This window comes from Duganella flavida (genome assembly GCF_009857445.1).
GTDB classification, from domain to species: Bacteria; Pseudomonadota; Gammaproteobacteria; order Burkholderiales; family Burkholderiaceae_D; genus Rugamonas; species Rugamonas flavida.
The window spans coordinates 49,207-68,647 of record NZ_WWCN01000023.1; the positions used below are offsets into that span (position 1 = coordinate 49,207).

17 protein-coding genes are annotated in these 19,441 nt (G+C 62.2%); 8 read left to right on the forward strand and 9 right to left on the reverse strand.

Features of this window, described 5'->3' with window-relative positions:
• Positions 1–34: 34 nt before the first annotated feature.
• The 4 genes from GTP46_RS26475 to GTP46_RS26490 all read right to left on the reverse strand — a co-directional run bounded on the left by GTP46_RS26475 (position 35) and on the right by GTP46_RS26490 (position 6,664).
• Complete coding sequence (locus tag GTP46_RS26475; protein WP_161009624.1) at positions 35–1,456, reverse strand: OmpP1/FadL family transporter; 1,422 nt, start codon at positions 1,454–1,456, stop codon at positions 35–37.
• 163 nt (positions 1,457–1,619) lie between these two features.
• The gene (locus GTP46_RS26480) at positions 1,620–4,856 is read right to left on the reverse strand and encodes an efflux RND transporter permease subunit (protein WP_161009625.1); all 3,237 of its coding nucleotides are present in this window, start codon (positions 4,854–4,856) and stop codon (positions 1,620–1,622) included.
• Between the two features lie 15 nt (positions 4,857–4,871).
• Positions 4,872–6,041, reverse strand: coding sequence for an efflux RND transporter periplasmic adaptor subunit (locus tag GTP46_RS26485; protein ID WP_161009626.1), 1,170 nt, complete (start codon positions 6,039–6,041; stop codon positions 4,872–4,874).
• Positions 6,042–6,241: 200 nt separating this feature from the next.
• The gene (locus GTP46_RS26490; RefSeq protein ID WP_161009627.1) at positions 6,242–6,664 is read right to left on the reverse strand and encodes a divergent PAP2 family protein; all 423 of its coding nucleotides are present in this window, start codon (positions 6,662–6,664) and stop codon (positions 6,242–6,244) included.
• A 109-nt stretch (positions 6,665–6,773) separates the two neighbouring features.
• On the opposite strand from GTP46_RS26490, the gene GTP46_RS26495 reads away from it, so the two are divergent.
• Together GTP46_RS26495 and GTP46_RS26500 are read left to right on the forward strand one after the other, a co-directional pair.
• A complete protein-coding gene (locus GTP46_RS26495; RefSeq protein WP_161009628.1) occupies positions 6,774–7,832 on the forward strand; it encodes a DUF475 domain-containing protein in 1,059 nt (352 codons plus the stop codon).
• Positions 7,833–7,866: 34 nt separating this feature from the next.
• Positions 7,867–8,238, forward strand: coding sequence for a DUF8785 domain-containing protein (locus GTP46_RS26500; RefSeq protein ID WP_161009629.1), 372 nt, complete (start codon positions 7,867–7,869; stop codon positions 8,236–8,238).
• A gap of 64 nt (positions 8,239–8,302) precedes the next feature.
• On the opposite strand, the gene GTP46_RS26505 is transcribed toward GTP46_RS26500, so the two are convergent.
• The 3 genes from GTP46_RS26505 to GTP46_RS26515 all read right to left on the reverse strand — a co-directional run bounded on the left by GTP46_RS26505 (position 8,303) and on the right by GTP46_RS26515 (position 12,139).
• Positions 8,303–10,618: a coiled-coil domain-containing protein gene (locus GTP46_RS26505; RefSeq protein ID WP_161009630.1), complete on the reverse strand. Its 2,316-nt coding sequence runs from the start codon at positions 10,616–10,618 to the stop codon at positions 8,303–8,305.
• A gap of 103 nt (positions 10,619–10,721) precedes the next feature.
• Positions 10,722–10,898, reverse strand: coding sequence for a hypothetical protein (locus GTP46_RS26510; protein WP_161009631.1), 177 nt, complete (start codon positions 10,896–10,898; stop codon positions 10,722–10,724).
• A 251-nt stretch (positions 10,899–11,149) separates the two neighbouring features.
• Complete coding sequence (locus tag GTP46_RS26515) at positions 11,150–12,139, reverse strand: serine/threonine protein kinase (RefSeq protein WP_161009632.1); 990 nt, start codon at positions 12,137–12,139, stop codon at positions 11,150–11,152.
• Positions 12,140–12,194: 55 nt separating this feature from the next.
• Here GTP46_RS26515 and GTP46_RS26520 point away from each other — a divergent pair, with 55 nt between their 5' ends.
• The 4 genes from GTP46_RS26520 (at position 12,195) to GTP46_RS26535 (ending at position 15,624) form a co-directional block, all read left to right on the forward strand.
• Positions 12,195–12,890: a UPF0149 family protein gene (locus GTP46_RS26520; RefSeq protein WP_161009633.1), complete on the forward strand. Its 696-nt coding sequence runs from the start codon at positions 12,195–12,197 to the stop codon at positions 12,888–12,890.
• Positions 12,887–14,203, forward strand: coding sequence for an Nramp family divalent metal transporter (locus GTP46_RS26525; RefSeq protein ID WP_161009634.1), 1,317 nt, complete (start codon positions 12,887–12,889; stop codon positions 14,201–14,203). The genes GTP46_RS26520 and GTP46_RS26525 overlap by 4 nt, the downstream gene beginning before the upstream one ends.
• 68 nt (positions 14,204–14,271) lie before the next feature.
• A complete protein-coding gene (locus GTP46_RS26530) occupies positions 14,272–14,664 on the forward strand; it encodes an STY0301 family protein (protein WP_161009635.1) in 393 nt (130 codons plus the stop codon).
• A gap of 84 nt (positions 14,665–14,748) precedes the next feature.
• Positions 14,749–15,624 (forward strand): cupin-like domain-containing protein, encoded by an 876-nt coding sequence (locus tag GTP46_RS26535; protein WP_161009636.1) that lies wholly within the window; start codon positions 14,749–14,751, stop codon positions 15,622–15,624.
• Here GTP46_RS26535 and GTP46_RS26540 read toward each other — a convergent pair.
• Positions 15,608–16,474, reverse strand: coding sequence for an alpha/beta hydrolase (locus tag GTP46_RS26540; RefSeq protein WP_161009637.1), 867 nt, complete (start codon positions 16,472–16,474; stop codon positions 15,608–15,610). The genes GTP46_RS26535 and GTP46_RS26540 overlap by 17 nt on opposite strands.
• A gap of 114 nt (positions 16,475–16,588) precedes the next feature.
• Complete coding sequence (gene orn / locus GTP46_RS26545; RefSeq protein WP_161009638.1) at positions 16,589–17,185, reverse strand: oligoribonuclease; 597 nt, start codon at positions 17,183–17,185, stop codon at positions 16,589–16,591.
• A gap of 53 nt (positions 17,186–17,238) precedes the next feature.
• Between orn and GTP46_RS26550 the strand changes: the two genes are divergently transcribed.
• Both GTP46_RS26550 and rsgA read left to right on the forward strand, forming a co-directional pair.
• Entirely contained in the window at positions 17,239–18,507 is a 1,269-nt protein-coding gene (locus GTP46_RS26550) for a M48 family metallopeptidase (protein ID WP_161009639.1), read from the forward strand.
• Positions 18,507–19,421 (forward strand): ribosome small subunit-dependent GTPase A, encoded by a 915-nt coding sequence (rsgA, locus tag GTP46_RS26555; protein WP_161009640.1) that lies wholly within the window; start codon positions 18,507–18,509, stop codon positions 19,419–19,421. The genes GTP46_RS26550 and rsgA overlap by 1 nt, the downstream gene beginning before the upstream one ends.
• The last annotated feature ends 20 nt before the right edge of the window (positions 19,422–19,441 follow it).

Genomic DNA, 19,441 nt, shown 5'->3' on the forward strand with positions numbered 1-19,441 from the left:
CCTTGCGGGCCCTTTTCATTTGCAGCTCTAAGAATCAGAACTTGTAGTTATACGCGATGCCGACCAGCGACAGGTAGGTCTTGTACGTACCACGGGTGGCTTCGCCGTTGCCGGTGCAGGTGGTTTGCAGCGGGTTGCACTGGTTGGTGTAGTTGATCTTCGCGTCTTTGAAGTCCAGGAAGCTGTACGCCAGGTCGATCGACGAACGTGGGCTCAGTTTCCAGTTGGCGCCAACCGAGTACTGCATGCGGTCGCTGTCCGGCAGTGCTGGGTGGGTCAGCTCGGCGCTCTTCACTGGCGACTGGTCGTATGCAACGCCAGCACGCAGGGTCAGGTTGTCGCTGTATGCGTAGTTGCCGCCCAGCGAAACGCGCACGGTGTTTTTCCACTGCTGGCGGATCACTTCGTTACCTTCGGTGGTGCCTGGGAACTGGATGTCCAGATCGCCCATGCGGTTGTTGCGGGTGAAGGTCACGTCCGCCATGCCGGCCCATTTCGCATCGAACTGGTGGAACACGTTAGCCGACAGGGTTTCCGGCGTACGCAGGGTGACCAGCGCGGCCGAGTTGGCTTTGTGCGATGCGGCTTGCAACACTTTGTTGACGATCGGATCGGTGGTCACTTGCGAGAAGTCCCACACGGTGCTGCCTTTCAGCTGGTGCGAGATCGACGAGCGGTAAGCCAGGCCGAAACGGGTGTTCTGGTCCAGGGTGAACATATAGCCCAGGTTGAAGCCCCAGCCCCAGTCCTGGCCATCGTTGGCGCCGTGGGCGTCGCCCGCAGTGCGCAGCAGTGCAGGATTGCCGCCCAGTGCAGCGATCTGCTTGATCAGCACCGCGCCTTGCGCAGCGCCAGCGCCGCTCGACAGCGCTGCGATCGAGCCTGGTACGTCGACTGCCTGGCCCAGTTCGGCCTTCATGTGTTCCGCATCGATACCAAAGCCGAAGGCGTGGTGTTCGTTCAGTTTCCACGATACCGATGGGTTCAGGGTGATGGCTTCCAGCTTGATGTTGGACAGCGCGTAGCGGCCGTTCCAGTTGTTGCCGTAGTCCAGCTTGGCGCCGTACGGTACGAACAGGCCAAAGCCTGCGGTCCACTGGTCGTTCAGCTTTTTGCTGACGTACAGGGCTGGGGCAGCCACTGCGCTCGGCGCGTAGCCGTCGGCAGCGACGCCGCCAGTCGGCGCGCCGGTGAAGTGGGTCGAGCCGCTGTCGGTGTAGGTCGAGTGCGGCACCACCACGGTGGCGCCAGCGCTGATCTGCGTACCGTCCAGGCGGGACAGGCCAGCCGGGTTGTAGAAGATGGTCGATGGGTCGTTGGCTTCGGCGCCGTTAGCGTCAGCGGTGCCTTGGCCCGACACGCTTTGGGAACCGAAACGGTAGCCCGATGCCTGGGCGCTCACGGAAATGGCGCTCAGGGCGGCGGCAATAATCAGGGGGAGATATTTGTGCTGCATGAAGGTCTCGCTTTATGAGTGGTTTTATTTGGCTCCAGTAGCCGAATCGGTACCAGAAGGCCAGCAGCATACACCAAAAAAAGCCAAACCGAGCGAGCGCTCTGCATTTCATTAATAAAAAAAGGGCCCGAAGGCCCTTTCCTTTGCTTAACTGAAAATACTTTTAAGCAATTTTTCGTGGTTCTTCTTCCGGCAGCTCGGCTTGCTGCGTTTTACCGCGGCCGAGCAGCTTGCGCGCGCCCAGCATGACCATGCGGTAGACGAAACGCGCCAGCACCAGGAACAGCAGCGCCTCCACCACAATCGACGCCACCGCCGCCACCATGCCGAAGCGCTCGACACGGCGATGCACCTTGGCGATGGCGCTGTCTTTCTTGATCTCGATGCTGTCGTAGAAGGTTGGCACCATCAGCAAGGTCAGCACAGTCGAGGTGACGGTACCGCCGATGATGGCGATCGCCATTGGACGGTAGAACTCACCGCCCTCACCCAGGCCGATGGCCACCGGCAGCATGCCGGCGATCAGCGCAAAGGTGGTCATCAGGATCGGACGCAGGCGCATGCGGCCGGCATACATCAGCGCATCCTCACGGCCAAAGCCCTCCTCTTCACGCTTGCGCGCTGCATCCAGCAGCAGGATGGCGTTCTTGGCGACCAGCCCCATCAGCATAATCACGCCGATCAAACTCATCAGGTTAATCGTGCTCTTGGTAAGCAGCAGGCCGATCACCACGCCGATCAGCGACAGCGGCAAGGACAGCATCACCGCAATCGGCGCCGTGAAGGAACCGAACTGCATCACCAGAATCAAATACATCAAGCCGATGCCGGCCACCAGCGCGATGATCATGGCGCCAAACACTTCCTGCATGTCTTTGCCGGCGCCGCCCAGTGCCAGGCCGTAGCCCGGCGGGAAGTCGATGTCCTTGACCAGTTTCATGGCGTCGGCAGTGACCTCGCCCGGGGAACGTCCCTCCACGTTGGCGCTGACCGAAATCACACGCTTGCCGTCTTTGTGCTTGATGGTCGACGGACCTTTGCCCATGGTCACCCGCGCGATCTGGTCGAGCGGCACCATCTGGCTGGTGCCGGAGACGGCAATCGGCAAGCGCTCGATGTTTTCGGCGCTGGTACGGTCTTCCGGCGCCAGACGCACGGCAACGTCACGCGACTCACCGGTCGGATCGACCCAGTCGCCCACTTCGATACCGGCAAACGCCACCCGCAGTGCTTGTGCCGCATCGCCAGCGGCAATACCCATCGAGTTAGCCAGACCACGGTTCAGTTCGATTTGCAGCTCGTCCTTCGGATCCATTTCCGACAACCCGACGTCCACCGCGCCCGGCACTTTGCGCAGGCGGTCCATGAAGGCGTTGGTGATTTCCATCAGCTTGCGCGAATCGGTGCCGGTAAATTCAATCTGCACCGGCTTGCGGGCGCCGTTGCTCAGGTCGTCCAGTACGGTGTACTCGGCGCCCACCAGGCCAGACAGCTTCTCACGCAATTCCTTGGCCACCTCAATGGCGCCGCGCTGGCGTTCGGTTTTCTTGCCGATGTCGACGTAGATACGGCCGCCGCTCAGGTTGACGTAGCTATTGGTTTCCTTGGTTTCCTTGATGCCGCGTGCGATCACGGCGGCCTTTTCCAGCTTCAGGCGCGAGTATTCCAGCGAACTCGACGACGGCGTCCGTACGTCAATCGCAATCGTGCCCCAGTCAGACGATGGCACAAAGCTCATGCCGCCAAACACCACTTGCAGGCCGATCGCCGCCACGAAGGTCAACACCGCAATGATCCCCATCCACAGGCGGTGATGCAGCGCCCACTCAATCACGTGGCCGTAGCGGTCGGCCTGGTGATCAAACCAGACGTTGAACTTGGCGAAGTATTTTTCCAGGCCACGGCGCGGTGCGTCGTGGTGGCCCGGCGGGTCGCCCCAGAAAGCCGACAGCATCGGATCCAGGGTGAACGAGATCAGCAGCGACACCGCCACCGAGCAGGTCACGGTCAAGGCGAACGGACGGAACCACTCACCGGTGATGCCCTGCATGAAGGCCACCGGAATAAACACCGCCATGATGGAGAAGGTGGTGGCGGCCACTGCCATGCCGATCTCGGCCGTGCCTTTCAGCGCGGCGGTGCGGCGGTCGGCGCCCATCTGCATGTGGCGCACGATGTTTTCCCGCACCACAATTGCATCGTCAATCAGCACGCCGATCGCCAGCGACAAGCCCAGCAGGGTCATGAAGTTCAGCGTGAAGCCGCACAGCCAGACGCCGATGAAGGCCGCCAGCACCGAGGTCGGCAGCGACAGTGCAGTGATCAGGGTCGAGCGCCACGAGTTGAGGAAGGCGTACACCACGAAGATGGTCAGGCCGGCGCCAAACACCAGCGCGTGGATCACGTTGTCCAGGCTGCTTTCGGCGTTTTCGCCGTCATCCTGGGTGATTTCCAGCTTGGTGCCGGGCTGCATTTCCTTCTGCATTTCCTCGGCCATGGCCTTGATTTTGCGGGCCACGGTCACGGTCGAGGCATCGCGCGAGCGGGTCACCGAGATACCGACGTTCGGTTTGCCGGAGCGCACGCTCAGGCTGTTCACTTCGGCAAAGCCGTCCTGAATCATCGCCACTTGCGACAGGCGCACCAGCTCGTTGCCATTGCGCTTGACCACCACTTGCTGGAACTCTTCCGGACGCTCGATGCGGCCGACCAGGCGGATGCTCTTCTCATCCAGCTCGCCGCGCACCTTGCCGACCGGCGCATTGGTGTTCTGGTTGCGCAGCGCATTGACCACGTCGCCCACCGAGACGTTGTACTCGCGCAGTTTTTCCGCCTTCAGCAGCACGCTCAGCTCGCGCTTGAGCGAACCATCAATATTCACCGAGGCGACGCCGTCGATGCTGCGGAAGCGGTCGGCCAGCTTGTCCTCAGCCAGGCGCGAAATCTCAGCGTGGCTCTGGGTGTTGGACGACAGCGCCATCTGCATCACCGGCTGGGCCGACGGATCGATGCGCACCAGGATCGGTTCGCGCATCTCGGTCGGCAGCTTGTAGCGCACGCTGGCAATCGCGTTGCGGATCTCGTCCGAGGCTTCGATCAGATTCTTGTTGAAGCTGAACTTGATGAAGATGCTGGCACTGCTTTCCGAGGAGGTGCTATTCAGCTCGGTCACGCCGGTGATCGACTGCAGCGATTTCTCGAGGCGATTGACGATCTCGCGCTCCACCGTTTCCGGCGAGGCGCCCGGGTACGGGATGTTGACCACGATGAACGGGACTTCGACGTCCGGGTTCTGGTTGACGCGCAGCTTGTTGAGGGCCATCAGGCCCAGGCACATCATGGCAACGATCAGTACGATCGTGGCGATGGGCCGCTTGATACTAAAATCCGATAAGAACATGGCTGAGGCTCCTGATTATTTTTCTGCGACCTTGCCGGCCGAGGCCGAAGCCACGGCTTTCGGCGCGGACAAGACCACTTTCTGGCCATCTTTAAAGCCGGAGGCCGGCACCCGCACCACCATGTCGCCGGCTTGCAAGCCAGTCAGCACTTGCCAGCGGCCGCTGCGTTCGTCGCGGGTGCCGATGGTCAGCGGCACTTTGGTCAGCTGGCCGCCCTTGACGCGCCACACGTAGTTGTTGTCGCCGGCTTGCACCAGCGCCGACGGCGGCACCATCAGCGACGAGGTGGTCTCAGCCTCGATGCGGCCTTCGGCGTACAGGCCGGCCACACCGGGACGGGTGGCTTCGGCAAAGTCCACCAGCACTTCGACCTGGCGCGTGACCGCATTGGCCGAAGGATCGACGCGCTTAATCTTGCCGGTGAAATTCTGGCCCTGGTAGCCGTTCACGCGGAACAGCACCGGCTGGCCGATCTTGACCACGCCCACTTTGTCGGCCGAGACCATGCCTTCAAAACGCATGCTGCTCGGATCGATCACCTTGATCAGTTCCTTGCCCACTTGGGCGGTATCGCCGTTCGAGACTTTACGGTCGCTGACGATGCCGTCAAACGGCGCGCGCACCACGGTGCGGGTCAGCTGCTGGCGTGCCGTGACCGAACGCGAGCGGGCGGCCGCCAGGTCGCTCTGGGCGTTGTTGCGGCGCACTTCAGCGTCTTCCATCGCCGTGGTGGAGACCATGCCGGAGGCCAGCAGGGTTTTCTGGCGCTCGTACATGCGCTGGGTCTGGGCCAGCGTTTGTTCGGCGGCGCGAGTAGCTTCATCGGCCGAGGTCAGGCTGTCACGGATCGAGGTTTCATCCAGGCGCAACAGGATGTCGCCTTTTTTGACCGACTCACCATTTTCTTTAAGTACTTGAACTACAACCGCGCTGACTTCCGCGCGCAGGTCGGCGCGGCGTTCCGGCTGGATCGAACCGGTGATGACTGGACCGGAAGCCAAAGCGTTCGATTCGATGGTGAGGGTGTCTTCCGGCGACATCTGCAACGTCACTTTCGGCTGGTCTTTCGCTGCGGAAGCAGAGGCGGATGCGCTGGCGGCGGCTTTTTCAGGCTCTTTCGCTGATTTGCCGCATGCAACCAGGGCAGAGGCAATGGCAAGAGCTAGAAGGGTTTTGCGCAACATAAAGTTCTCCAGAAAGTGGCACGTCGGGGTGCTTTTAGAATGAGCCAGACTACAGGGCGCAGAGTATCCGCGACCAGCGTTGTCAGGTCAATCACAGTGCGATAAACGGTAGAATTTGTGGCTGAAACGCCAAATACGGGGATGAACGGTAAAGCAGGAATGACCGGGATCGGACAGTGTCCGGTCCCGGGCGGACAGTTTTAACCGCGTCCGAACACGGCGTTGATGAGGTGGCCAATGATGATGCCGGTGGTCAGGCCGCCGGCGATTTCCACCACGGTGTGGCCCATGCGCTCGCGCAGCCACTTGTGGCCGCCGTCCTCCTTGGCGATACGGTTGATGGCGGCGGCTTGCTTGCCGACGTGCTGGCGCAGGCTGTTGGCGTCGATAATCACGATAAAGCACAGCGTGACGGCCACGCCGAAGGCCGGATGGCCGATGCCCTCGCGCAGCGCAATCAGGGTCGCCATGCTCGATACCACGGCACTGTGGTTGCTCGGGAAGCCGCCGTTGCCGACCAGGTTGAAGGCCCACTTGCGCGCCTTGGCGCTATTAATCAGGAATTTGATCGGACCGACCGTGAGCCAGGTGACCAGCGGGGTGACGAGATAAGCGATGTCCATCGTGGGAGTCCTTTGCATTTTTGTGGCGACATTATGGCAGATGCCTCCCCAGCGGCGGAAGCAAGTATTATAAAATTCACCCTACTCTCCAATTTCAAAAAAGATAACAATGCAGCACTTCAGAATATCCTTCGCCGTCACCTTCATCCTCATGGCCCTGGCCGGCTGGTGGGGCTACCAGCATGGCGGCGTGAGCGGCCTGATTGAGGCGCTGTGGATTTCCGCAGTGCTGGGCATCATGGAAGTGTCGCTATCATTCGACAACGCGGTGGTCAACGCCTCGGTGCTGCGGCACTGGAATGAATTCTGGCGCAAGCTGTTCCTGACGGTCGGCATCGTGGTGGCCGTGTTCGGCATGCGGCTGGTGTTCCCGCTGCTGATCGTCTCGCTGGCCACCGGCATGGGCTTGCTCGACGTGTGGCATATGGCCACCACCACGCCGGAAGAATACTCGCGCCACCTGACCGGCGCCCACGCGCAGGTGGCGGCCTTCGGCGGCGCTTTCCTGCTGCTGGTGTTCCTCAACTTCCTGTTCGACGACCAGAAAGAGCTGCACTGGTTGGGCTGGATGGAAAAGAAAATGGGCCAGCACGGCACCCAGAGCCTGTCCGTGCTGCTGGCGCTGCTGGCGGTGTTCGGCTGCGTGTCGCTGGTGGGCGAAGATGAGCAATACCAGGTGCTGACCGCTGGCGTGGTCGGCGTGATCGTCTACCTGGCGGTGGGCTGGATCAGCAGCCTGCTGGAAGAGGAAGAACCGGACGATGAGGACGACACCACCGAGGCCGGCGTCTCGCCGGTGGTGGCCGCCGTGGCACGCGGCAGCATCGGCGGCTTCCTGTACCTGGAAGTGCTGGACGCTTCGTTCAGCTTTGACGGCGTGATCGGCGCATTTGCGATTACCTCGGACGTGGTGATCATCATGCTGGGGCTGGCGATCGGCGCCATGTTCGTACGCTCGCTAACCGTGTTCCTGGTGCACAAGGGCACGCTGGACGAATACGTCTATCTGGAGCACGGCGCGCACTACGCGATTGGCATCCTCGCTGTGATCATGCTGGCTAACGTGAAGTATCACGTTCCGGAGTGGATTACCGGCTTGTCCGGCGTGGCGTTTATTGCGGTATCGCTGTGGTCGTCGGTACGGCATAAACGGCTGAACGCAGCGTGATAAGATGTGAAACGTTGCCTAACCAAGAACGCTTATGACCACACCTAAACGCATCCTGCTGTACTTTTTCGGCCTGCTGGCCGCCGCCCTGCTGCTGATGGCCGGCTATACCTCGGCCATGCTGCACATTTCCTATTCGGACGGCGAGCGCGCCGGCTACCTGCAAAAGTTTTCCTCGCGCGGCTGGGTATGCAAAACATGGGAAGGCGAGATCCTGCTGACCTCGATGCCGGGTGCGATCCCGGAAAAATTCCAGTTCAGCGTGCGCGATGACAAAGTGGCGGCCGACCTGACCGCCGCCACCGGCAAGCGCGTGGTACTGACCTACGCCCAGCACAAAGGCGTGCCGACCCAGTGCTTCGGCGAGACCGAGTACTACGTCACCAAGGTCGTCACCCAGCCATAATCCGGGGTCAGTTCTGCCATTGGTACATGAGCCCGTGTACGATTGGCAGAACTGACCCCGGGTTTTAACGCGAGCGCCAGACGGCTTGGGTGGTTTCGGCTGGCGCCGTTTGACGGGCGGCTTCTTTGCGGGCACGGGCGTCGTCCAGGGTGGCGACGACGGTGCCGCTTTCCACTGCCAGCGCTTCCTCCGCCACTACTTTCGCTTGCACCGAGGCCAGCACTTTCTGTGCGGCAGCCAGGCGGCGGGTTTCCAGTTCTAGTAATTTCTGCTTGGTCGCGGTCATGGCGGCGGTGGTGTCGGCCACTTTGCGCTGCATCGCGGCGTGCGCCTGGGCGGTTTCCAGCAGGGCTTTCTGTGCGGCGGCTTTCTCGGCTGCTGCTTGCGCGGCGGCTTGCTCGGCCAGTTCGCGTTCGTGCATGGCTCCGGTTTCTGCTTCGGCCTCAACCGCGCGTTGGCGGGCGCTGGCGGCGACGGCTTTCTCGGCTTCCAGACGGCCGGCAATTGCTTGCGAGGCGCGTACTTCCGAGGCAGTCGTGATGCGCTGCTGGGTCAGTTTCTGGTCGATCAGCGCCAGCGATTTGCGCTCGCATTCGACAAATTCCCGTTCAGCTTGCAGCAGTTCTGCAGCCTTGGCAGCTTTCTCTTGCTCGACGCGGGCGCGGTCGGCGTGCACCACGCCCAGTTCCACGGCCAGGCTGGCTTGCGCTGCCAGCGCTTGGGCGGCGATGGCTTTTTGTTCTGCTTCGGCCGACACTTGGGCGGCCATCAGGCGCGCTGCTTCGGCTTCCTGGTTGGCGGCGTCAGTCAGGCGCTGGTCGGCTTCGCGCTGCTGGCGGAAGGCGTCGGCTTGCGCGCGCTCGGCGGCGATGCGCTGCTGGGCGGCGTCGGTGGCGCGCTGTTCGGCGGCCAGTTTTTCTTTCAGCGAGGCGATGGCTTGTTGTTCAGCGGCGGCACGCGCCTGTTCGGCTTGCAGAAGCTGTGCCGCTTGCTCGGCGCGCTGGACGGCGACGGCGTTGGCAGCTTGTTGCGCTTCAGCGTGCTGCGCCAGCGTGGCGATTTCGGCTTGTTCGGCGTCGTTCTGGCTGGCCGACAGCTCGGCGGCAGCACGCGACATGGCGGCGCGCTGGTCGGCCAGGCCGGCGGCGCGTTGCTGCTCAACGGCGTCGGTGCGGGCGGCTTCGGCGGCGACTTCGTCGGCGGCCTTGCGCTGCTTGGCTTGCTCCAATGCGGCGGCTTCCGCTTCCACTTTGGCCAGCGTGGCCATCTCGGCTTCTTCTTCCGCGTGCACGCGGGCCAGTGCGACGGCGCGCAGCTGGTTGTCGACTTCGATACGCGCTTCGGTGGCGGCGATGATGCGGGCGTCGGCTTCGCGGCGCGCCTGGGCACTGGCGGCGGCCACGGACTCTATGCGCTCGCGGTGGATGGCGGCGTCGCGGATTTCTTTTTCGGTTTGCAGGCGCAGGCGCAGCGATTGCGCGGCGCTACGCTCGGATTCGGCCTTGGCCTGGGCGATCTGCTCGCGTTCCTGCTCCAGATGGGCCAGCGCGCGGGCTTCTTCCAGCGCGCGCACTTCGGCGGCGGAACGGTTGAAGGCCGCTTCCAATGCCACCTGATCGGCGCGTTCGCGCTGCTTGGTCAGTTCCAGTGCGTCCGATTCCGCTTCGGCCAGCTGCTGCGCGGTCTGGCGGGCGCCGGCGGCGTGGCGTTCACGTTCGCGCGCCAAGGTGGCGACGCGAGCGTCGGCGGTGGCGATGCCGACCACTTCTTCTTTCGCAGCCTGCACTGCGGCCACGCGTTCGGCGGCCTGCATGCGGGCTTGCTCGGTGTGCGCCTGCAGATCGGCAGCGGCGCGCGAGGCTTGTTCGGTCAGTTCGGCTTCGGTGGCGATGTGTTCGTGAGCGCGCTTGCGGCTTTCTTCTTCGGCCTTGGCGCGCACTTCGGCGGCTTTGCGGATCTGGTTGTCGGATTCGGCGCGGGCGCGCAGTTCGGCGGTTTCCTGCTTGACGGCGTCCAGGCGCGCCACGCTGGCCTGGGCGGCGGCGCGCAGCGATTCCAGGCGTTCCTTGTTGGCGGCAATCGCATCTTCCGAGGCTTGCGCGTTCTGCAGCGCGACGGCGGCGGCGGCGTTGTCCATGGCGGCGCGGTCTTCGGCCAGCGCGCGGGCGCGGGCTTCGGCGTGGGCGCGGCTTTCGGCGGCGCAGGCGGCCTTGGCTTCGGCTTCTACCCGGGCGATGGCTTCCTGGATGGCTTTCATTTCCATCGCCGCCCGTGGCATGGGCATGGCGGTGGGCTCGTCCACCTCATGCAGCGAGACCAAAGGGATCGGGAGCAAATCGAAGTCGTTCGCGCGGTCTGGTTGGGTCAGTTGTGCTTGCATGAGAGTTCTCGCAGTTGGATTTCCGAGCTCTCATTATCATGTAGCCCACAAGCAAGCCTAAGCGTGAGAAGAAGCGGAAAAGCCCGCTAATTCTCAGGTTGGCTTACTGGGTGTACAAGCAAGTGATCAGCAATTGCACGCAGGCGCTAAGGGCGATCACCATGAATACGACATAGCCGGCCCACAGCGATTTGCGCTGCGACCGCAACAGTCGTTGAACCGCAAAAGATTCTTCATAGCCATCGTCGCTGCGCCGTGGATCGAAAGTCTCGTCGTACATCACTGCGTCCTCCTAGTTAAACCAGCTGCAAGCTTAGCGCCGGTCACCTAAAGGTTTTATAAAGATGCGTGATCCCGCAGTAAATTTATCGTAAATGACAGCATTCACCGTACGTTTATACGGCGTTGATTGTGCAGCCCAATTTCTTTAGAAATTATTCACAGCCAAGCCAGCACGCTGGATGAGGATGAACAACTGTCCTTGGCTGGCGCCGCGCGCCCGGATGCAGTTGCCGCTACCGCATCAAGTCCTCAAATTGGCAGCGGCGGCTCGTCCATCAGCGCGACTTGCTCGCGCAGTTCCAGCACGCGGTTTTGCCAGTAGTGCTGGGTGTTGAACCAGGGGAAAGCCGCCGGGAAGGCCGGGTCGTCCCAGCGCCGCGCCAGCCAGGCCGAGTAGTGGATCAGGCGCAGCGTGCGCAGCGCCTCCACCAGATGCATCTGGCGCGGGTTGAATTCGCAGAAATCCTCGTAGCCGGCCAGGATGTCGCCCATCTGGCGCACTTGCTCGGCGCGCTCGCCGGACAACATCATCCAAAGGTCTTGAATTGCCGGGCCCATGCGGGCGTCGTCGAAGTCGACGAAGTGCGGGCCGGCGTCGGTCCACAAGACATTGCCGCCGTGGCAGTCGCCGTGCAGGCGCAGTTGCGGCAGTTCGCCGGCGCGGTCGTAGCAGCGGCGCACGCCGTCCAGCGCTTGCTGGGCGATGCTGGCGTAGGCTTCTTTCAGGTCAGGTGGAATGAAGCCGTTGGCTTGCAAAAATTCGCAGGGTTCGGTACCGAAGCTGGCGATGTCCAGTGCCGGGCGGTGCTGGAACGGCTTGGCCGCGCCCACCGCGTGAATGCGGGCGATGAAGCGGCCGGTCCACTCCAGCACGGCCGGATCGCCCAACTCAGGCGCGCGGCCGCCGTGGCGGGTGAAGACCGCGAAGCGAAAGCCCTCATAGTGATGCAGCGTGCTGCCGTTCAGCGCCAGCGCCGGCACCACCGGGATTTCGGCGGTCACCAGTTCCTGCGTGAAGGCGTGCTCTTCGAGGATGGCCTCGTCAGTCCAGCGGCCGGGCCGGTAGAACTTGGCGATCAGCGGTTTGTCGTCTTCGATGCCGACTTGGTAGACACGGTTTTCGTAGCTGTTCAGCGCCAGCAGGCGGCCATCGCCGCGCAGGCCGATGCTGTCGAGGGCGTCGAGCACACAGTCTGGGCTCAAGGCGGAATATGGGTGGGGTGCAGTCATAGCCGCCATTGTACGGGGCGCGGCGTGTATACTGTCAGATTCCCCCAAATAAAAAGAGCAAAATATGCAACTCGATCAGCCACTGAGCGATAAAGAATTCGACGAATTGGACAGCTTCCTGCTGTCCGACCGCACTCCTGAAGATGCCATGACGATGGACATGCTGCACGGTTACCTGACCGCCATCGCCATCGGCCCGGAACCGATCATGCCATCCGAATGGCTGAAGAAAGTCTGGGGCAAGGAAGATACCGACGTGCCGTCCTTCAAGCACGAGAAGGAAGCCGCGCGCATCACCGAGCTGATCATGCGCTTCATGAACGAAGTGCTGGTGACGTTTGAAGTGGCGCCGAAGGAATTCGAGCCGCTGTTCGTCGAGCACGATCACGAAGGCCAGACCCTGATCAACGCCGAAGCCTGGTGCTGGGGCTTCTGGGAAGGCATGGAGCTGCGTCCGGGCTCGTGGCAGCCGATCTGGGATTCGGAGCAGTCCGCCTTGATGCGTCCGGTGTACCTGCTGGGCGCCGACGAGATCGAAGAGGAAGAACTGGCGCTGGTGGAAGATCCGGTCAAGGCCCACAAGCTGGGTCTGGAGCTGGAAGCCAACCTGCCGAACATCTACAAGTTCTGGCTGCCACTGCGCAAGGCCGGCGTGGAAACCGTCAAGCGCGAAGAGCCGAAAGTCGGCCGCAACGACGACTGCCCTTGCGGCAGCGGCAAGAAGTACAAGAAATGTCACGGCGCCGACTCGGCTGAATGACCTTCAAACTGCCCACCACTGCGACCGCGCCGTTCTGCCCGTCTGAGGTAGCGGGCACGGTCGCCGTGCCGGAGGGCGATCCGTTCTGGAAAAAAGTCCTGCGCTTTGCCGGCCCTGGCCTGTTGGTCTCGGTCGGCTACATGGACCCGGGCAACTGGGCCACCGCCATCCAAGGCGGTTCGCAGTTCGGCTATCAATTACTGTTTGTGGTGGTGCTGTCCAGCCTGGCGGCGATTGTGCTGCAATGCCTGAGCATGCGGCTGGGGATCGTCACTGGCAAGGATCTGGCCGTGCATTGCCGCGAGCAGTACCGGCCCGCCGTGGGCAAGGCGCTGTGGGGCTTTGCCGAGATTTCCATCATTGCCTGCGACCTGGCCGAGGTACTGGGCTGCGCGCTGGCGTTCAAGCTGCTGCTGGGCGTGTCGCTGCCAGTCGGCGTAGCGCTGACGGCGCTCGATACCCTGATCGTGCTGGGCTTGAAAGGCAAAGGTTTCCGGCAAGTCGAGGCGATTGTGCTGGGGTTGATCCTGACGGTGGCGCTGTGCCTGTTTGCGGAGCTGCTGTTCGTGCAGCCGGACTGGCATGCGGTGGCGGCGGGCATGGTGCCGTCGTTGAGCGCACTGTCGTCGCGCGAGCCGCTCTATCTGGCCATAGGCATCCTAGGCGCGACGGTGATGCCACACAATCTCTACCTGCATTCGTCCGTGGTGCAGACGCGCGTGGTGGGCAAGCATGACCAGGCCAAGCGGCAGGCGATCGGCTTGTCGCGCATTGATACGGTGGTGTCGCTGCTGCTAGCCCTGCTAATTAACGGCGCCATCCTGGTGCTGGCAGCGGCTGCGTTTTACGAGCCGGGCAACACGCGCGTACTGGATATCGATGACGCTTATCGCCTGCTGGAGCCGGTGGCCGGGACGGCGCTGGCGGCCATCCTGTTCGGATTGGCGCTGCTGGCGTCGGGCCAGAGTTCGACTTTCACCGGCACCATCGCCGGGCAGGTGATCATGGAAGGCTTCCTGAAGATGAAGATTCCGTGCTGGCAGCGGCGCGCCATCACGCGCGGTCTGGCGCTGATCCCGGCCATGATAGGCGTGATCGCGCTGGGTGAGCATTCGGTGGGCAAGCTGCTGGTGTTGAGCCAGGTGGTGCTGAGCATGCAGCTGCCGTTTGCTATGTATCCGCTAATTAGCCTGACGTCGCAGCAGCGCATCATGGGTAATTTTGTGAATGCGTGGTGGACCACGGCGCTGTCGTGGTTCCTGTTCGTGGTGATCTCCAGCGCCAATGCGTGGCTGGTGTGGCAGGCGTTCTGAAGCAGATCAATACCTTCGACTGACATCGGTTCTATAAAGGAAGGCCCACCTTGCCTAAGGGAGCCGCCATGCACGCCCTACTCCTCGTCGCCATGCCATTGATTTTTGATTGCCCGCGCGTGATCGACATCGAACAAACTACGCTGGTAGCGGACAAGACGTGGGAACTGGTGCAGGATGCCGACCTGCCGCCGGCATCGCTGACAACGGTGGCCGTGTACACCCAGCATCCGAGCGACGGCGGCAACCTCGCCCCCGACCACAGCGAGAAGACCGCCGACACCGAAATCACCAGCTGGCGCCTGCCGCCCGACTTCGCGCCGTACTGGGCAGCCTGTGTCTACATCCACTCGCGCATCCTGCTCGCCAAGCGCATCCCGGCCGAAGCCAGACAATGCCACCTCACCGAAGCCCTGCGCGCCAACAAGCCGAACGGCGTGTTGTCTTTTGTGTGCGAATGAAAGTTACGTCTGCGCTACCGCATTCTGCATTTGCCCCGGCATTACTGTTAAAGTTCTGCCTGTAACTGAACGAAGATAGAAAAGATGTTAGGAAAACAAAAACTGCCGCCGCGCGCGTTGGCGGCTGAGACGCCGGAGCAAGCGGCTGCCAAAAAGCTGGCGCGCGAGCAGCGCGATGCGCAGGTGCGCGGGGTGGCGTCGATTCATGAGATGCGCGAGGCCATCAAGCTGGCGTCGCGCCGGCTGCCGCATATCACTGAGGTGCCACGCGTTGGGTTGCTGGATGCCGCGGCGTTTCGTGCGCGCGCTGCGCTGAACCTGCCGTTCCTGGTCGAGGGTATTGTGGGGCGCTGGCCGTTGACCAGGCAGCAGCCATCCATCCTGCGCGAGCGCCACGGCCACATGCCGGTGCGCGCACGCGTTGGCGATTACATCGGCACCGCTTTCGCGCCGGACCGCGCCATGCAGGATATGACGATGGCCGAGTATCTCGATCTCGCCGAGCGCACCGAAGGCCTGCCGCCTTATCTTGGCAATCTTGAGTTGAAAGAGTTGAATAGCATGTGCCACTGGCCCACCTTCTTCGACAAGATGGGCCCGCCGCGTTTCTGGATCGGCCCGGCCGACACGGTCACACCGCTGCATTGCGATTACGACGACAATATCTTCGCGCAGATCTGGGGCACCAAGCGCATCTTCCTGGCGCCGCCGCATCACGATGAGTTCCTGTATCCCAAAGAGGCCAACGCCATCCTGTTCGGCTCGCCTTTCGATCCGGAAGCGCCGGACTACGAACGGTATCCGCTGGCGCGCCAGGCCAATCTGGTTGAGGTGATTGTCCAACCTGGCGACATGCTGTACGTCCCGGCAGGCTGGTATCACCAGGTACACGCCCTGACCTTCTCGCTCTCGTCCAACCGCTGGGCGCGCGCCGTGCCCTTGGTCATGCAGGCGGTTTGAGCACGTAGTCCGCTACATCATCGAGCGTCGGCGCCAGCCAGCGTAGCGGCGCAGCGATGGAGGCGACCAGCGTGGTGTGCCGTACCGCATCGTAATAGCGTTCCTGCACCGGGACCTGCTGCGCGCGCAGCAATATCGCCAGTTGTCCAGTGTTGCGCACCGGGTCCACCAGCTTGTCCTGGCGCGCAGCGATCAGCAAGGCCGGCGGCGCTGCCGCGCTCACATGATGGACAGGTTGAGAATCCGCCGGCGTGGCCGGGAAATGAAATACCGGCTTGGTGGTTGGATTTTGGATCGGCAGAAAATCATACGGCCCGGCCAAGCCGATCCAGCCGCGCAAGGCCGAGGGCGACATGCCCTGCTCTGCCAGCCAGCGCGGGTCCAGTGCCACCATGGCGGCGTTGTAGGCGCCAGCGCTATGCCCCATCACATACAGGCGTTTCGGGTCGCCGCCATAACGCGGCGCTTCGCGTGCGGTCCACGCCACCGCACGTGCGGCGTCGCGCAGGAATTCTGGATAGCTCACCTCGGGATAGAGCCGGTAATCGGCAATCACCGCTACGATGCCGCGGGCGGCCAGCGCCCGGCCGACAAACGCATAGTCGCCACGCGCGCCACTTACCCAGTTGCCGCCGTAGAAAAACACCACGACCGGCGCCGTGCCGCTCTGGCTGCGTGGCCGGTAAATGTCCAGCTTGCGGCGCGGGCCATCGCCATAGGCAACGCCTTCAATGCATTCAGACGCGCCGCCCGGCGACAAAGCGTTGAGCGCGGTCAGCGGCGAACAGGCGGCTAGCGCCAGCAATAACACCGGCACGCCGATAGCGAGTAAAAAATAGGGACGAATCATGGCAGCGTCGCAGCATTGATGAGCAAAGCCTGACTTTAACCCACGCGATCACACGCCTATGTACGCCACAGTACTCACACACAAAAACGCCGGCATCGGCCGGCGTTCGAGTGCTTACAGCTTGATGAAGTGCTCACGGTAGTACTTGAGTTCTTCGATCGATTCCACGATGTCGGCCAGCGCCGTGTGCTTCTGCGCTTTCTTGAAGCCGCTGACCATGGAAGGATTCCAGCGCTTGCCCAGTTCTTTCAAGGTCGAGACGTCGATATTCCGATAGTGGAAGAAGGCTTCCAGCTTCGGCATGTAGCGCACCATGAAACGGCGATCCTGGCCGATGGTGTTACCGCACATCGGCGCTTTGCCCTTCGGCACCCACAGCTTCATGAACTTGATCAGCTCTTCTTCCGCCGCAGCCTCGGTCACGGTCGATGCTTTCACGCGGTCGACCAGGCCCGAGCGGCCGTGCGTGCCCTTGTTCCAGGCATCCATCTTGTCCAGCGTTTCGTCCGACTGGTGGATGGCAAATACCGGGGCCTCGGCCAGCACGTTCAGGTGCATGTCGGTGATGACCATTGCCACTTCGATAATGCGATCGGTGTCCGGCTCCAGGCCGGTCATTTCCATATCCACCCATACCAGGTTGAACTCGTTCTGGCGCGGCGTCGCCGGCGCAGCAGCGGAACCTTCTGGCAAATCTGTAGCTTGTGACATAATTCTCTCTTGGCTAAATTAATCCGAATCCGCCATTTTCTCACAGGCACAGAATGTATTCACTCGCGTTTTCGATTTTGTTCGTTTCTTTCATTGTTTTGACCCTGCTGGTCCGCTTCTGGCTGGCCTCGCGTCATATCCGTCATGTACTGACGCACCGCAGCGCCGTGCCGGCCGAATTCGCTGAAAAAATCCGCCTCGCCGCTCACCAGAAGGCGGCCGACTACACCATCGCGCGCACCAAGTTCGGCCTGTTGACGCTGGCGGTGAACACCCTGGTGCTGGTCGGTTTCACCCTGCTGGGTGGCCTGCAGTGGCTGTCGCTGCAGATTTTCCAGGCCACCGGCCCGGGTATGGCCTACCAGCTAGCCCTGCTGGCCGCGTTCGCCCTGATTTCCGGCGCCATCGACCTGCCGTTCGATTACTACAAGCAGTTCAAGCTTGAACAACGTTTCGGTTTCAACAAGATGAGCAAGGGACTGTTCTTTGCCGATCTGGTCAAAGGTTCGCTGCTGGGCGCGGCCATCGGCCTGCCGCTGGCGTGGGTGGTGCTGACCCTGATGGGCAAGGCCGGCGACCTGTGGTGGCTGTACACCTGGATGGTGTGGAGCGGCTTCCAGCTGCTGATGATGGTGCTGTTCCCAACCGTGATCGCACCGCTGTTCAACAAGTTCACGCCGCTGGAAGACCAATCGCTGAAAGCCCGTATCGAAGGCTTGATGCAGCGCGTCGGCTTCGCCTCCAAGGGCCTGTTCGTGATGGATGGTTCCAAGCGCAGCGCGCACGGCAATGCTTACTTCTCCGGCTTCGGCGCGGCCAAGCGTATCGTATTCTTCGATACGCTGCTGGCGCGTTTGCAGCCGCAGGAAATTGAAGCGGTGCTGGCGCACGAGCTGGGCCACTTCAAGCTCAAGCACATCGTCAAGCGCGTGGTGGTGATGTTTGCCATGTCGCTCGGCTTCCTGGCCCTGCTCGGCTTCCTGAAAACCCAGCCGTGGTTCTACGACGGCCTCGGTGTCAATCCGCTGGCGTTGCCGGGCCAGAGCAATGACGCCATGGTGCTGCTGCTGTTCATGCTGGTGCTGCCGGTGTTCACCTTCCTGTTTGGCCCGCTGACTTCGCTCACCTCGCGCAAGCACGAATTTGAAGCGGACGCTTTCGCCGCCAAGCACACCGACGCGCGCGACCTGGTGTCGGCGCTGGTCAAGATGTACGAGGATAACGCCTCCACCCTGACGCCGGACCCGCTGCACTCGGCCTTCTACGACTCGCACCCGCCGGCCAGCGTGCGCATCCGTCAACTGAATCTGGCGGTGCAATAATGAACAACGCATCGAACAAACAACGTCTAGCCACCATCATCGCCGCTCACGGCCGCCACTACCTGGCGGAGTCGGACGGCCTCAAGCTGCAATGCGTCACGCGCGGCAAGAAGACCAATGTGGCTGTGGGCGACATCGTCCACATCACCATGACCTCGCCCGACCAGGGCGTGATCGACAAGATCGAAGAGCGCAAGACGCTGCTGTACCGCTCGGACCAGTACAAGTCCAAGCTGCTGGCGGCCAATTTGACGCAGCTGTTCATCGTGGTCGCCACCGAGCCCGGCTTCACCGACGACCTGGTGTCGCGCGCGCTGGTGGCAGCCGACGCGGCCGGCATCAAGGCCCACCTGATCCTGAATAAAACCGACGTGGTCGAATCGCTGGCGCGCACCCGCGAACGGGTGGCGCCATACGCCGCGCTTGGCTACCCGGTGCATGAAGTATCGGCCAAGGCCACGCCGGAGGAAACCCTGGCCATCCTGAAACCGCTGCTGGCCGGCCAATCGTCGATCCTGATCGGCCAGTCCGGCATGGGCAAGTCCTCGTTGATCAACCTGCTGATCCCGGAAGCCGACATCGCCGTGCGCGAGATCTCGGCCGCGCTGGACACCGGCAAGCACACCACCACCTTCACCCGGCTGTACACGCTGCCGGAGCTGGGGCCCGATTCGGCCATCATCGATTCGCCGGGCTTCCAGGAGTTCGGCCTCTACCACCTGAGCGAGGGCATGCTGGAACGCGCCTTCGTTGAATTTGCGCCCTACCTCGGGCATTGCAAGTTCTACAACTGCCGCCACCTGATCGAGCCCCAGTGTGCCGTGCTGGCCGCCGTGGAGGAAGGTAAGATCGCCAGAATGCGGCATACGCTGTACGGCCAGCTCTTGCATGAATCTTCACAGACCCTGTATTAAAAACAAGAGTTTGTGTCTAT

Excerpts from the sequence above, each read along its gene's own strand:
- GTP46_RS26475 (WP_161009624.1), bottom strand. The coding sequence starts at position 1,456 with ATGCAGCACAAATATCTCCCCCTGATTATTGCCGCCGCCCTGAGCGCC.
- GTP46_RS26480 (WP_161009625.1), bottom strand. The coding sequence starts at position 4,856 with ATGTTCTTATCGGATTTTAGTATCAAGCGGCCCATCGCCACGATCGTA.
- GTP46_RS26485 (WP_161009626.1), bottom strand. The coding sequence starts at position 6,041 with ATGTTGCGCAAAACCCTTCTAGCTCTTGCCATTGCCTCTGCCCTGGTT.
- GTP46_RS26490 (WP_161009627.1), bottom strand. The coding sequence starts at position 6,664 with ATGGACATCGCTTATCTCGTCACCCCGCTGGTCACCTGGCTCACGGTC.
- GTP46_RS26495 (WP_161009628.1), top strand. The coding sequence starts at position 6,774 with ATGCAGCACTTCAGAATATCCTTCGCCGTCACCTTCATCCTCATGGCC.
- GTP46_RS26500 (WP_161009629.1), top strand. The coding sequence starts at position 7,867 with ATGACCACACCTAAACGCATCCTGCTGTACTTTTTCGGCCTGCTGGCC.
- GTP46_RS26505 (WP_161009630.1), bottom strand. The coding sequence starts at position 10,618 with ATGCAAGCACAACTGACCCAACCAGACCGCGCGAACGACTTCGATTTG.
- GTP46_RS26510 (WP_161009631.1), bottom strand. The coding sequence starts at position 10,898 with ATGTACGACGAGACTTTCGATCCACGGCGCAGCGACGATGGCTATGAA.
- GTP46_RS26515 (WP_161009632.1), bottom strand. The coding sequence starts at position 12,139 with ATGGCGGCTATGACTGCACCCCACCCATATTCCGCCTTGAGCCCAGAC.
- GTP46_RS26520 (WP_161009633.1), top strand. The coding sequence starts at position 12,195 with ATGCAACTCGATCAGCCACTGAGCGATAAAGAATTCGACGAATTGGAC.
- GTP46_RS26525 (WP_161009634.1), top strand. The coding sequence starts at position 12,887 with ATGACCTTCAAACTGCCCACCACTGCGACCGCGCCGTTCTGCCCGTCT.
- GTP46_RS26530 (WP_161009635.1), top strand. The coding sequence starts at position 14,272 with ATGCACGCCCTACTCCTCGTCGCCATGCCATTGATTTTTGATTGCCCG.
- GTP46_RS26535 (WP_161009636.1), top strand. The coding sequence starts at position 14,749 with ATGTTAGGAAAACAAAAACTGCCGCCGCGCGCGTTGGCGGCTGAGACG.
- GTP46_RS26540 (WP_161009637.1), bottom strand. The coding sequence starts at position 16,474 with ATGATTCGTCCCTATTTTTTACTCGCTATCGGCGTGCCGGTGTTATTG.
- orn (WP_161009638.1), bottom strand. The coding sequence starts at position 17,185 with ATGTCACAAGCTACAGATTTGCCAGAAGGTTCCGCTGCTGCGCCGGCG.
- GTP46_RS26550 (WP_161009639.1), top strand. The coding sequence starts at position 17,239 with ATGTATTCACTCGCGTTTTCGATTTTGTTCGTTTCTTTCATTGTTTTG.
- rsgA (WP_161009640.1), top strand. The coding sequence starts at position 18,507 with ATGAACAACGCATCGAACAAACAACGTCTAGCCACCATCATCGCCGCT.